Genomic DNA, 13609 nt, shown 5'->3' with positions numbered 1-13609 from the left:
TCAAGATTAAGTTTTTTGAATTCATTGAAATCTATTTTTGAACTCAAAATTTTTAAACATATAATTATGAATTCAAAGTCAAAACCCGGGTATTGTTTATTCGACAACGTAAGCATCGAAGATGTAAATAAACTTGAAGAATACAAACAAAAAGTGTTTCCTATAGTTGAAAAATACAATGGAACCTATACAGTAATTGGCGGACCATTACGACATATTGAAGGAAACTGGAAGCCACATTATTTGGTCATGATCGAGTTTCCAAGCTATGAACTAGCAAACAAATGGTATGATTCTGAAGAATACATGGAATTGAAAATGCTTCGGCATTCCGCAGGACAGTACAATGCCGTAATAATGGAAGGATTTTAATAGCTCAAATATCTTCGGGGAATTAATAAATAAATTTTCAGTTTAAATTATTTATATGGAAAATGCAGCGCATGATTCGAAAAAATGGAGGACAATCTTCCTATTGTATATGATTTTTTCAAGTTTAGTTCTCATTGGTCTTGTTATTTCGGTATATCAATTATCCAATCAAAAAATTATACGGGCAGAAGGTATTGTAATACATGACAGTGACAATACCGATCGTATTCTTATTGGAGCCCCTATTCCTTTTTCTTATGACAGAGTCCGAACCGATACGTCGAAGGTTAGAAAATACTGGGGAGTTAAATACGGTGAAGAATACATGAAGGCTTATAATAATTATCACCACGGAACCAATGGAATAATTGTCTTAAATAAAGAAGGCTTTGACAAGGTAGTTTTGGGAGAAAACCTTACAGACCCTAATACTGGAAAGCGAATCGCAGAGATCACCGGAATGGTATGGAATGATGATTTGGGTTATGAGCGAGGCGGTGCCGGACTCAATAAACTTTTCGAAAACCAAAAATACCGAACCGGCTTCGGACTCGATGACGAAGGAGGCGAGGGTTTGCATTCCGTTATTCTAGAGGACGGTTCTAAATTTATAAGAATTGCATATAATGAGGGTTATTTGTTAATAGGTAGAGCCAATGCCAATAATCCGTTTTTTCAGAATAAAGAAGAGTTTGTTGGAATCATGGTTAGAGACACAAAGGACAGTTTAATCTATAAGACAAACTTTCTTTCTCCTCAGTAAATCGCCATAGAATCATCATTTTTTCAAGTTAAAAAAGGTCTCAATAAGCGCCTGCAGAAATTGAGACCTATTTGTCATTTTTACCCATAATTTGTCGCATTTTTTCCCGTTGATCGTCTTAAATTCGATTCCCGATTTTTCATATTTACCATTCTGTTAAAAAACCGGCAGAAAGAATATTTATTTGAGCAACTAGGTAAAGTTCGATTCAATAATAGTGTAAAAGTGATGCTCCAAATATTTGAATTAATTCTAAATCACATCCCCGTCAAGAGTAATCTTGCAAATATCCCTTTTACAATTTCCATAAGACAGTTACAACTGGAACAGGATGTGGATGTATTGGTAATTGATAAATTGATTGCTTACAGCATTTTGGGTATTGGTTGTTTATTCTTTGTTATTCTTGCATTTCTTGTTACACATTTCGTAGTAAAGTACAAAGATCAGAAGTTGGGTCATCATTATTATAAACAGAAAACCACTTCTGAACTGGAAGCTTTAAAGCAGGAATGTAAGAAACTGAATATACAGTTGGAGCTTAAAATTAAAAAAGCACAGCTTGAAAAAGAGAGATTAGTTTCAGAAATAGATCAGAAAAACAGAAGCCTTTCGGCCAAATCGTTGTATGTGTCGGAGCGAAATAATTTATTTGAAGGTTTTTTGGAATCCCTTTCTGCTACTCCGATAATAAGAGATCACAATAGAATAAAAGAAGAAATCCACAATTTAAAATTTGTTCTTAAAACTGATACCGGATCTGAACAATTTCTGAAACACTTCGAAGATGTCAATCCCATGTATTTGGCAGCCCTAAAGCAGCGACATCCCAAATTGAATGCCAACGATATGCGCTATCTCTCGTATGTCTATATGAATTTAACTTCAAAAGAAATAGCCTCCATCCTAAACATTACTTCTGAAGCATCACGGAAAAGACGTGAGCGTATATCAAAAAAAATGGGAATTGGTGACAGCGTCCAACTGTACAAGTATTTAATTGAAATTAATGCTTCGTTTTTAAACTAAAAAAAAAACATCCCCTTTACGGAGATGTTTTCGACCTAGCTAAAATGAACCCAATTTAACTACTACTTACTTCAGTTTTATAAATTTTTGAGTGCTCGAATTTCCTTTGGTATCGGTGCCTTTCAAAATATAGACGCCTTCAGCCAAAGATGAAATATCGATTGGAGTCTTCCCTGTGAAGTCGCCCTGAACCTGCTTTATTCGAATCCCCAGCTCGTTGATAATCTGAAATTCGGATAGGGTATTACTGCCTGAATCGAGTGTAACAGCATTAATTGCAGGAACCGGAAACAAACTGAACATATTGGAAACCGGTATATACTCCCCTCCCCCTAAGATTGAAGGATCCTGAAAGATATAGGCTGAACCTGCTCGATCTATCTCGTTCTCACCGTTCTCGTCATGATCTTCGAAAGGGGCTCCCACAATAAGCTGATTATTAGTAAGGGCTAAACACCAACCAAAATAATCGTCTAAGGCGATATCTGTAGCCTGAATGTGCTGAATCATTTCCCAAACACCGGAAGAATTACGTTTATAAAAATGCACTTCACCTAATTCGGTTGTGCCAACATGGGGAGAACCAACTGCCAAATAATCCCCTTCCAATTCCATTGAATAGCTATAATGCGCATTTGGAATTGGTGCAGTGCCTTCAATTTTTTGCACTTCATTCCAGACCCCGTTGCTATCCATTTCAAAAATATAAGCAGAGCCGGAATATGCATTGGAACCATACGCTCCCACTACAAGAATTTCTCCCTCGAAAGCCAATGAATTTCCAAAATAGTCTTGTGGCTGACCATCGGAAGCCGATATTTTCTGAATGTGACTCCAATCGCCATTGCTATCTTTTTTATATATATGAGCGGCTCCTCTTAAGCCGTCTTCTTCACTGGCACCGGCTATGATATAATCTCCATAGATAGCGACACCAATTCCAAATACATCAAACGCCGAGGGATTAGGACTCAAGACCTTTTGCTTTTCGATCCAGTTTCCGCCCTCCTTTTCAAAGATGTAAAAACTTCCCGTCCAATTATCATCACCGGGAGCACCACATACAATGGTATCGCCTTGAAAATCTAAGGTGGTATGGTTCATCCCCAATTTGTCATCCTGAGCATAATCACTGGCCACTATTTTATGAGTGTACTCCCAGGAATTCGACCCGTCATTTTCGTAAATATAAATGGCACCCGTTCTGAAAATTCCATCCACATCGGCTCTGCCCGCTGAAACAATTACGCGTTCTTCTGAAATCTTTACAGTACCACCGTATTCAGCTCCGAAATTTGGATCGAAGGCGGTAAGCGTCTGTAGTAATTGCCATTCTCCGGCACCATTTTTCTCATAAATATATGCAGCGCCTGAAGCGAACGTTTCTCTGGGTGCTCCCACTATGGCATATCCATCCATAATATCTACGCCTGTACCGTATTCGGCTCGATCTTCTCGGTTGCCGCTAACAATTTTTTCTGTTTCGCTAAATTGTGCCTTAATTGTTGTGAAGCAAAAAAGGAACAAACTGAATATTGCTATTCTATTTCTCATTTTAAGTTGTTTAGTTATTGATTATTATGATACTATTTTTTTACAATCTTAAAGGTTTTAGTCTGTTCATTCTCTAGAACTATTTTCAGCAAATAGGTTCCTGAAGCGATTGTACTAACATCCCATCTTCCGTTAGATTGGGAGATTGCACCTATAAGTTTACCCGATAAATCGTAGATATTTACCGATTTTATATCCTCATACCCCTTAATCGATATAAAGTCTTCGGCAGGTAAGGGATAGATAACCATGTTTTCGATGTCATTATCAACAACACCCAAAAGTGATTCACAATAGCCGCCTACGGTAAATACCTGATGGTAACCCTCATTCATTACCCACGAATTTCCATTGTCGAAAGAAGTGTATGAATATCCTCCTGTTCCGCCCTGAGAAGTTCCCTCCCATAGAAAAGCATCGGTTGCATATACATGCGGAACTATTTCAATAAAATAACGCCCTTCAGTTAATGAAACCGGGGAGTCGAAATCGAAATAAAGTTTCAGTACAGGGATAAAAGGTGGAACACCACTCCAAGGCCAATAGTCGAAAAATTGTTCTTGTGTAGGTCCCAACTGCTCAAAAGTATGTAGCACATCTCCCGGAGCGTCGTTAATAGAACTTCTAATTTTAATTGTAGCGTTATTGATACCCGGCCCCATACTCATTACAAACAAATCGAAATGGGCTAAGGTGAAAATTGTATTCGCTTCAACAATAAAATCATCCACTACTCTATAGGTGAGTAAGTCGGCACCTTCTTCATGGCCATTAGTTACATCACCTTGTTCACAAGGCGCTCCTGTATATGGAAATTCTTCCCCACTCTCTATGCAATCGCCGAGAATTGTCATCACGTAATCTCCATACCCAGTACCTTCCCAGGTAATCCCTTGATCGAAAGAAATGTAATCGAAAACACCGACCGACTGATTGAGTCCATCTGTTATTTCCCACCAAACTCCTCCGGGACCGCCTGGCACTCCTGCGGCTTGCATGAAGTATTTACCTCTTTCAAATGTTACCGAATTTGGCAGGTCTATAGTTACTTCGTATACTGACAAATCGGGGTCTATTTCATAAATCTCTATCTGACTTATAGGTACAAGGTTTGGAAAATCCTGAATTACTTCGAATGGAAAACCTGATGCTTCGGTCCAAAAAGTTAGATTGAGGTGAGAAAGGTCGGAGCTCCCCTTAACTACGTTCATCTTTACCTGAGTCGCCGTAAAAATTGTCCCAAATGGGACGTCAAAATCGGTTGCCCCGGCATATTCCCAGTTGCCACCGCCTGTCTCTATGTTTACACCGCTGCCGCTGTTTTCTGTTATAATTCCATAAGAACACAAATCCTTTGCCGTTTGTGCTTTGCTAAAATGTGATATCAATAATAAGGTAAATAGTACTATTCTTTTCATAATCTCTGATGTGGGTTAAAAATTTATATTAAACATATTACTAGGCAATCGATCTACAGCCTTTTTTTTTCGGAAATAATCCCTGAGTGACCTTTTCGTTTAACAGTCCTTAAAACCTGATCGTGATAACTTAAAACCAGGTTGATATAAGGAATACAGAATGTAAGAGGGATGATCTTGTTTTTTGATATTGTCTTCAATGTGTTGTATTAAAAATTTGGAATGAATTACTTTAAAACTCGTTTGTATATCACCTTACCATTCTTTAATTTTATTTGCAAAAAATAAATCCCGGCGTCGTATTCAGATAAATCCAATTGATTTCTGAATTGGCCATCTATTAATTTCTGCCCGGTAAGAGTATACAACTGCACGGTTTCCACTGTATCCATCGGAGCTTTTATGGTTAATAGATCGTTCACAGGATTGGGATATACAATTATATCTATTCGACTTCCGGTCACATCACCTATTCCAAGTATCGGTGAACAGTCTGCATCAAGATGGTATTGCGCCTCGAGATCCACCCAATAAAACCAAGGCTCATTATTTCCACTGGAAATAAGCGGAAGCCCAATAACATCTGAAGCATCGGGCGATACACTCCAGGCTTTGGCATCTGTACTTACTTCCATCCAATATTTTTCAGAAATATCACCGCTTAACTCAATTGGTGTCTCCGGCACTATTGTAACATCTCTTATATATCCAATCTCAAACTTTATAAAATGTAAAGTGTCCATGGCCGTAATGGCCGAATTGGTGACCTCACTAATTAAATCACCGGGAAAACCATTCTCATCCTTATAGAACTTAAAATGAAAATAGGTTGGTTCGGGATAACTTCCTGCCGTAATATTAATGGTGTTAATTGTAAGCAAAGTCTGTGGAGCAACATCAATATCAACTGCGATTCGATGATTTATAGAGCCGCCAAAATAAAGACCGTTGTCCAAATTCTCATGTTTCACGGTAGTGTCACAATCTCCAATTTGCGGATTGCTGCTTCCTATATTCGCTACTTGCGCTGTGCTTCCTAAAACCGGACCGTACTTTGACTGGTTGCTATTTTGACCAAACATTGACCATGAGCCACAAGCCAATAAAAGTATGAGTAACATACATGGTTTAAGATTCGAAGAATATTTTGAACTTTTTGTGAGCGAGGTTATGTTGTGAATTGATAAGAATATGTAATGTTTCTTCATGATTGTAGATTAAAATTTCGTTTGTAAATATTTTAAAAAGGCGCTTCTCCACGAAAAAATCAATCGGAAATAATGCGACATTTTTAAGCCAAAGTGCGACATTCTAACTCCTGTTCAATAAACAACCGCTCAAAGTGAATCCAAAGACTAGGATCAACATAGTATTGAAACAAATTTAAAAACCGAAAATGTCAAATTGGAGATAAGTCGGGATCTGCAGCCGAGTTTTAATTTTAATAACGCTCAGCGATTGAAAAAGGATTTGCAGAATCCAAAGAAACCCTCAGCGCAAATCAAAAAGTGAACACTTCGTGCTCTTCTTTATTATTGCTACAAGGGCAACAATAATACAGGATTTATAGAATCCTTATAAACACTCTTTGCAAATGGAAAGCAAGCATCTACGATGCTGCCTTTATATTGCTACAAGGGCAACAATAATACAGGATTTATAGAATCCTTATAAACCCTCAGTGCAAATCAAAAGGGGAACACTGCGTGTTCTAACATTTTTTTATTTCTCCAAGGTCACGGAAGAAAAAGGATTTATAGAATCCTATTACCTCGCAAATGTTGCAAACAGTTGTCCGGCACTACCGTGTCTGGTCATTTTTATTTGCTGATTTTTGCTCAAGCTTCGCTTGCCTAAACCACAAATAAAAATATCCAGTGTTTAAAACACTGGACATCTGTTTGTCGGGATGACAGGATTTGAACCTGCGACCACACGGCCCCCAGCCGTGTACGCTACCGGACTGCGCCACATCCCGAATTACTATTGTTAAAGATAAACCATTATGTGGAGCAGTTTATCCTGAGCTTTGCGACAACGGAGCAATTGTCGAAGGGCCACATCCCGAATTACTATTGTTAAAGATAAACCATTATGTGGAGCAGTTTATCCTGAGCTTTGCGACAACGGAGCAATTGTCGAAGGGCCACATCCCGAATTACTATTGTTAAAGATAAACCATTATGTGGAGCAGTTTATCCTGAGCTTTGCGACAACGGAGCAATTGTCGAAGGGCCACATCCCGAATTACTATTGTTAAAGATAAACCATTATGTGGAGCAGTTTATCCTGAGCTTTGCGACAACGGAGCAATTGTCGAAGGGCCACATCCCGAATTATTATTTATTTCTGTACATTCAATTAAGTACTATTGGCAATTCCCTTTCGAAACCTTCAAGTGGTGCAGTTTACACTGAGCACAGTCGAAGTGCCACATCCCGATTAACAGCTTGCGCTGTATTACTCATGAAAAAATGAGCGCTGCAAAACTAATGAAATAAAAAAGGCTGTCAAATAAAAATAAGTTCATTTCTTAACTTTTTTGTTTAGTCTGAAAGATCAATCTCGTATCGCTTTAAATCATGAAGTGGCTCATCAAAAGCGGAAAACTGTGCTTTCATACCTTTTTTTATTTTCACATCATGAAATACTTGGTAAGTTCTAGGATTACTCGCCCCGCTCGTGATCCTGAAGTGGGAACGTTGCTCATCAAAAGCCGAAAGCTGTGCTTTCATACCTTTTTTTATTTTCATATCATGAAATACTTAGTAAGTTCTAGGATTACTCGCCCCGCTCGTGATCCTGAAATGGGGATGTTGCTCAACAAAAGTCTAAAAGCTGCGCTTTTGTGCCTTTTTTTATTTTCACTTCATGAAATACTTGGTAAGTTCTAGGATTACTCGCCCCGCTCGTGATCCTGAAGTGGTAACGTTGCTCATCAAAAGCCGAAAGCTGTGCTTTCATACCTTTTTTTATTTTCACTTCATGAAATACTTGGTAAGTTCTAGGATTACTCGCCCCGCTCGTGATCCTGAAGTGGGAATGTTGCTCATCAAAAGCCGAAAGCTGCGCTTTCTTACTTTTTTTATTTTCACTTCATGAAATACTTGGTAAGTTCTAGGATTACTCGCCCCGCTCGTGATCCTGAAGTGGTAACGTTGCTCATCAAAAGCCGAAAGCTGTGCTTTCATACCTTTTTTTATTTTCACTTCATGAAATACTTGGTAAGTTCTAGGATTACTCGCCCCGCTCGTGATCCTGAAGTGGTAACGTTGCTCATCAAAAGCCGAAAGCTGTGCTTTCATACCTTTTTTTATTTTCACTTCGCCTTGTAAACTTCGTTTACAGCTTGTGAAAATAAAAAAAGCCAAACAAAATTGTTTGGCTTTTGATGGTCGGGGTGGCAGGATTCGAACCTGCGACCTCCTGCTCCCAAAGCAGGCGCGATAACCGGGCTACGCTACACCCCGAGGTGTAAACCTTTATTTTACTATCATCTTTATTCCCAATTCAGACCAATTGCTTACTGCAAGTAGACCGAAAACCGGGCGGAGTTTATACCGTGCTTGACACGGTACTACACCCCGAAAAAGAGTTGCAAAAATAACCAAATTTTAACCGCTCGCAAGAAACTTATTGCTTTTTAATTTTAAAAACCAAGGACTGCTATTTCACGTACATAGTAATGTTAGACAGTCTATTTTATTGTAATTAGCCAAATAGACCGACATCCTTAATTCTCCCCGCAAAGGCCTCGATAATATTTATAATTGAGGCTTTTTATTTGCTTTCAATTTTAGTATCTTTTCCTACAATAAAAGAGCTATGAAAAAAAGTATCGTCTTGTGTATGGTTTTTACCTTTTTTATTGCTTGCGCTCAGAAAAAAAAGGAGGATATAGCCATTTCTTCGGAAGCAAGAACCTATTCAATCGAGTCGGTTGTTGAAAATTTATCGAATCCCTGGGGAATGACCTGGCTTCCCGATGGAAGTATGCTAATTACTGAAAAAAGTGGCACCCTCATCCATTTCCAAAACGGAAAAAAAAACAACTATCGATAATGTTCCCGAAGTCTATAATCGTGGACAAGGCGGGCTACTCGATATCGAACTACACCCCAATTACAAGGAAAACGGATGGATCTACATTACCTTCGCTTCTTCCGAAGGGGAAGGCAATGGTGGAAACACGGCCTTGATACGATGTAAATTGGAAGGTAACGCACTTACCAATATCGAAAAATTATACAAAGCCTCTCCCAATACCACCAGCGGACAACATTTTGGCTCCCGAATTGCCTTCGACAAAGAAGGCTACCTCTATTTCTCCATTGGGGAACGTGGTGACCGGGATGTAAATCCGCAGAATATCACCAGAGATGGCGGAAAAATTTACCGACTCAATGATGACGGCAGTATCCCGCAAGACAACCCTTTTATAAACGATTCAAAAGCAATAAAAGCAATTTATACCTACGGAAACCGAAATCCCCAAGGGATGGCAATTCACCCCGAAACCGGAAAGGTCTGGATCCATGAACACGGTCCCAAAGGAGGTGATGAAATAAACATTATTAAAAAAGGTGCGAACTACGGCTGGCCCGTTGTTTCATATGGTGTGAATTACAGCGGCACAAAATTTACCGAAGAAACGTCACGACCCGGAATGGAACAACCCATCTATTACTGGACTCCTTCGATTGCGCCTTGCGGAATGGACTTTGTAACCGGAAACAAATACCCCGATTGGAAAGGGCATCTCCTAGTGGGTTCATTGAAATTTAATTATGTCGAACTCGTTAAATTAGATGGCGAAATGGTAATTGACCGTGAAAAGATTGCCGAAGACATAGGACGCGTACGAAATGTAAAAATGGGCCCGGACGGCTATATCTATATTGCTCTTGAAGGCCAGGGTATTGTAAGAATTATTCCGAATTAGTTATGAAGAAATTATTTTACTTAGCATTGATAAGTCTACTATTTATGGCTTGTAATGATTCAACTAAAATTAAAAATAAGGTAAAACTCGGCCCCATTTCGGTCACCGAAACTCCCCTATCTGAGCTTGAAAAAAGTATTGAACGCGGTGCCGTTGTCTATGAAGACTTCTGTATGCAATGCCATATGACAAACGGAAAAGGTGTTCCCGGAAACTTCCCTCCTCTGGCGGGCTCCAACTGGCTTACGGAGAAAAGAAAAGAGAGTATTCATTCGGTAAAATATGGACAACGAGGCGAAATTCAAGTCAATGGAGTGACCTATGACGGTATTATGACTCCCATGGGATTGAGCGATGCGGAAGTCGCAGATGTTCTCAACTATGTAATGAATTCATGGGATAATAAACAGGCCAAAATGGTGACTGTAGAAGAGGTTACAGCTGTTGAGAAATAATCGGTAAGTGGAAACCTCTAAATGCTAAATCTCATTACCTTTGTCAAAACCCAATTTTTATGCTCATAATTGGCATCGCCGGTGGAACAGGAAGTGGAAAAACAACAGTAGTTCAACAAATTATTGAAGAACTTCCCAGAGATGAGGTGTGTGTAATTTCGCAGGACTCCTACTACAAAGATACCAGCCATTTATCGTATGAAGACAGGGTTAAAATTAATTTTGATCACCCGCAGGCTATCGACTTTTCACTGCTGGTAAGTCATTTGAAGGAATTGCGTAGCGGAAAACCATTCGAACAGCCTGTCTATTCATTTGTAGAACACAATCGAACCGGAGAAACAGTTACTACCTACCCAAAAAAGGTGATCATCGTGGAAGGAATATTAATCCTTACACATCCCGAAATAAGGGATTTATTCGATATCAAAGTATTTGTGCATGCAGATAGCGACGAGCGTCTTATAAGAAGATTAAAGCGAGATATTGCAGAACGGGGCCGAGATCTGGAAGAGGTTTTAAATCGTTATCAAACGACCTTAAAACCCATGCATCAGCAGTTTATAGAACCCACAAAGGAGTTTGCTGATATAATTATTCCTACCAATCGTTACAACACGGTAGCTGTGAATCTAATTAGAACCATTATTCATCAAAAACTGGGATAGGAAGTGAAGTTTTCTGAGATCATACGAAACAAATGGGTAAAGCGGCTTGGAACGACCTATATTCTTATCCTCCTGCTTTTTATTGTCTGGATGCTATTCTTCGACACCAACTCGTTTTTAATTCATAAAGAATTAAACGACGATATCGACGCGCTCGAAAACAATAAGGAGTTTTACAAAGAGGAAATTAAAAATGACAAAGCCTTTATTGAAAAGATGAATGACAGCGATGAAATTGAAAAATTTGCAAGAGAAAAATACTACCTGAAAAAAGAAAACGAAGATATTTTTTTAATTGAACACGAAGACAGCCTGAAAAAAAAGAAGAAGGATGAGTGAGTTTTTATTTGATGAATTTCAGCCTGTTTCCGCCAAACAGTGGAAGCAGAAAATACAATACGACTTAAAGGGAGCCGATTATAATGAAGCTCTGGTTTGGCAAAGCAATGAAGGAATTCATGTTAAACCCTTTTATCACAATGACGATTTTAAAGAGGACTTCTCCCCTGTCCCGGGCCATCCCGAATCCTGGAAAATTGGTCAACATGTATTTATAGACGATGAGGTAATCGCAAATCGAATCGCCTTAGATACCATTGCCCGCGGTGCCGAAGCTATTGTATTTACTTCGGAAGGACCCTTTGCTATTGAAAAAGTGTTTTCCGGTTTTCCTTTTGAAAAAACCACAATTTATTTTGAATGGCGCTTTCTTTCCGAAGAATTTATTCTTCAACTAAAGCAATTTCTATCCGCAAAAAAGGCTTCGGTATTTTATAATATCGACCTTATAGGAAATCTTACTCGTTCGGGAAACTGGTTTCAGAACATGAACAGGGACCATGAAATTTTGGAAGTTCTCCTTCAAAAAAATCCTTCCGAAAATATACTGAGTATTGACACCACCGGCTATCAGAACTCAGGAGCCAATATCATACAACAACTTGCCTACGGATTGGCACATGCCAATGAGTATTTAAATCACTTTCAGAAAAACCCTTCCTTAAAATTCAACTTTCAATTTGCAATAGGGAGTAACTATTTTTTTGAAATTGCAAAAATTAGAGCCTTTCGAAGAATATTTGCTGTTTTAGCAAAAGAATACAGTATTAATGAAACCTGTCATCTTACCGCCTTCCCTTCCAAAAGAAATAAAACCTTATACGATTACAATGTGAATATGTTGCGCACCACCACCGAATGTATGAGTGCTGTTATTGGTGGCGCAAATACAATTTGCAACTTGCCTTACGATGCAATTTACCACAAGAGCAACGAATTTGGCGAGCGTATTTCCCGAAATCAGTTGCTTATTTTAAAGGCTGAAAGTTATTTCGATGCCGTTAGCAATCCGGCAGACGGAACCTACTATATAGAAAGCCTTACTACCGAATTAGCCGAAAAAGCCTTAGCACTTTTCAAAGAAATTGAAACAGCCGGCGGATTTCTGAAGCTGTTAAAAGAAAGTACCATTCAGCGAAAAATTTCAGAAAGTGCTCAAAAAGAACAACAGCAATTCGATACCGGAGATTTAATATTGGTGGGCACAAATAAGTACCAACATCCCAAGGATCTCATGAAAGAGAATCTCGAATTATTTCCTTTTCTGAAAATAAAAAACCGCAAAACAATCATACAACCTATTATTGAAAAGCGACTGGCTGAGAAAGTTGAACAAGAAAGATTAAATAATGAATAACATGAAAAAAATAGCAGTATTTCTGGTATTAGGAATCCTCACAACTAGTTGTAACGAGAAATTCGATTACAAATACAAAGACAAAGCGCAGGTTGTTTCTTGTCCGGGGGCTGATAATGCACTATTGAATGAAGCTCTTTTTAGCTTCGAAAACGATATTGCTTCCTTTTACAATCAGGATAATTATCCTCTCGGAAGTCCTATGTTCTTTGAATTTGGTTACGCCAATTATATGTATACGGGCGCTACAGCGGAAGCAGATTTTAAAAATATGGTCTCGCCGTATACGTTACAAATACTCGAAAAACTAAAAAAAGAGAAGCAACTGTGGGAAAAAAGCTCGAAGGAAACTACTCTTAATTATAAAAGTGAATTTGTGCAATGCCTCATTGAAAATATAAAGAATCAAGAGATTAAGCAAAAAATACAAACCTTATTGGACGTAGATTATCTGAATCCTGCCTTCATGGCCGAGTTCTATCGTGTAAATAGTGTCGATGCGCTGGACGACAAGTATTTTGCTTTATTTATTGCATTGGAAACGTACTATCCACGCTTGATGAAGATAGAATTTACAGCGTTGGAAACTGTTGAGTAAAAAGTATGATTACGCACTAAAACCAACAATTAAAATGCGTGAGGAGGCACTTGAAGATATTTTAGGATTGGCCTTTACCAATTATTTAGTGCCGGAAGGAATTATTATAATGTA

The 13609-nt window shown here is 38.6% G+C and carries 13 protein-coding genes, 2 tRNA genes and 1 pseudogene; 9 read left to right on the top strand and 7 right to left on the bottom strand.

Features of this window, described 5'->3' with window-relative positions; translation table 11 throughout:
• Nucleotides 1-66 precede the first annotated feature (66 nt).
• From ATE92_RS09815 to ATE92_RS09805, 3 genes are all read left to right on the top strand, one after another.
• Nucleotides 67-372, top strand: coding sequence for a DUF1330 domain-containing protein (locus ATE92_RS09815; protein ID WP_100803537.1), 306 nt, complete (start codon nucleotides 67-69; stop codon nucleotides 370-372).
• A gap of 55 nt (nucleotides 373-427) precedes the next feature.
• Entirely contained in the window at nucleotides 428-1135 is a 708-nt protein-coding gene (locus ATE92_RS09810) for a hypothetical protein (RefSeq protein WP_100803536.1), read from the top strand.
• Between the two features lie 228 nt (nucleotides 1136-1363).
• Nucleotides 1364-2164, top strand: a complete 801-nt coding sequence (locus tag ATE92_RS09805) for a hypothetical protein (RefSeq protein ID WP_100803535.1) — start codon at nucleotides 1364-1366, stop codon at nucleotides 2162-2164.
• Nucleotides 2165-2230: 66 nt separating this feature from the next.
• On the opposite strand, the gene ATE92_RS09800 is transcribed toward ATE92_RS09805, so the two are convergent.
• The 7 genes from ATE92_RS09800 to ATE92_RS09770 all read right to left on the bottom strand — a co-directional run bounded on the left by ATE92_RS09800 (nucleotide 2231) and on the right by ATE92_RS09770 (nucleotide 8606).
• Nucleotides 2231-3718, bottom strand: coding sequence for a T9SS type A sorting domain-containing protein (locus ATE92_RS09800; RefSeq protein WP_100803534.1), 1488 nt, complete (start codon nucleotides 3716-3718; stop codon nucleotides 2231-2233).
• Nucleotides 3719-3750: 32 nt separating this feature from the next.
• Complete coding sequence (locus ATE92_RS09795) at nucleotides 3751-5136, bottom strand: T9SS type A sorting domain-containing protein (RefSeq protein ID WP_100803533.1); 1386 nt, start codon at nucleotides 5134-5136, stop codon at nucleotides 3751-3753.
• A 227-nt stretch (nucleotides 5137-5363) separates the two neighbouring features.
• Complete coding sequence (locus tag ATE92_RS09790) at nucleotides 5364-6257, bottom strand: T9SS type A sorting domain-containing protein (RefSeq protein WP_157809606.1); 894 nt, start codon at nucleotides 6255-6257, stop codon at nucleotides 5364-5366.
• Between the two features lie 783 nt (nucleotides 6258-7040).
• Nucleotides 7041-7114: transfer RNA gene (locus ATE92_RS09785), tRNA-Pro, on the bottom strand.
• A 568-nt stretch (nucleotides 7115-7682) separates the two neighbouring features.
• Nucleotides 7683-7889 carry a hypothetical protein gene (locus ATE92_RS09780; protein WP_100803531.1) on the bottom strand — a complete coding sequence of 69 codons (207 nt, stop codon included), beginning with the start codon at nucleotides 7887-7889 and terminating at the stop codon, nucleotides 7683-7685.
• A gap of 225 nt (nucleotides 7890-8114) precedes the next feature.
• The gene (locus tag ATE92_RS09775; RefSeq protein ID WP_100803530.1) at nucleotides 8115-8507 is read right to left on the bottom strand and encodes a hypothetical protein; all 393 of its coding nucleotides are present in this window, start codon (nucleotides 8505-8507) and stop codon (nucleotides 8115-8117) included.
• Nucleotides 8508-8528: 21 nt separating this feature from the next.
• Nucleotides 8529-8606, bottom strand: a tRNA-Pro gene (locus tag ATE92_RS09770).
• A gap of 355 nt (nucleotides 8607-8961) precedes the next feature.
• Here ATE92_RS09770 and ATE92_RS09765 point away from each other — a divergent pair.
• The 6 genes and pseudogenes from ATE92_RS09765 to ATE92_RS09740 all read left to right on the top strand — a co-directional run bounded on the left by ATE92_RS09765 (nucleotide 8962) and on the right by ATE92_RS09740 (nucleotide 13495).
• Nucleotides 8962-10078: pseudogene (locus ATE92_RS09765) on the top strand (PQQ-dependent sugar dehydrogenase).
• Nucleotides 10079-10080: 2 nt separating this feature from the next.
• Entirely contained in the window at nucleotides 10081-10533 is a 453-nt protein-coding gene (locus ATE92_RS09760) for a cytochrome c (protein WP_100803529.1), read from the top strand.
• A gap of 59 nt (nucleotides 10534-10592) precedes the next feature.
• Nucleotides 10593-11201 carry a uridine kinase gene (gene udk / locus ATE92_RS09755; protein WP_100803528.1) on the top strand — a complete coding sequence of 203 codons (609 nt, stop codon included), beginning with the start codon at nucleotides 10593-10595 and terminating at the stop codon, nucleotides 11199-11201.
• 3 nt (nucleotides 11202-11204) lie between these two features.
• Nucleotides 11205-11540, top strand: a complete 336-nt coding sequence (locus ATE92_RS09750) for a septum formation initiator family protein (protein ID WP_100803527.1) — start codon at nucleotides 11205-11207, stop codon at nucleotides 11538-11540.
• Nucleotides 11533-12897: a methylmalonyl-CoA mutase subunit beta gene (locus tag ATE92_RS09745; RefSeq protein WP_100803526.1), complete on the top strand. Its 1365-nt coding sequence runs from the start codon at nucleotides 11533-11535 to the stop codon at nucleotides 12895-12897. Before ATE92_RS09750 ends, ATE92_RS09745 begins: the two co-directional genes overlap by 8 nt.
• 1 nt (nucleotide 12898) lies before the next feature.
• Nucleotides 12899-13495 carry a hypothetical protein gene (locus tag ATE92_RS09740; RefSeq protein WP_157809605.1) on the top strand — a complete coding sequence of 199 codons (597 nt, stop codon included), beginning with the start codon at nucleotides 12899-12901 and terminating at the stop codon, nucleotides 13493-13495.
• Nucleotides 13496-13609: the final 114 nt, after the last annotated feature.

The organism is Ulvibacter sp. MAR_2010_11 (assembly GCF_002813135.1).
In the GTDB taxonomy this organism is placed as follows: domain Bacteria; phylum Bacteroidota; class Bacteroidia; order Flavobacteriales; family Flavobacteriaceae; genus Altibacter.
The sequence above is the reverse complement of the archived record's forward strand: the minus strand, read 5'-3'. Positions and strand labels throughout refer to the sequence as shown.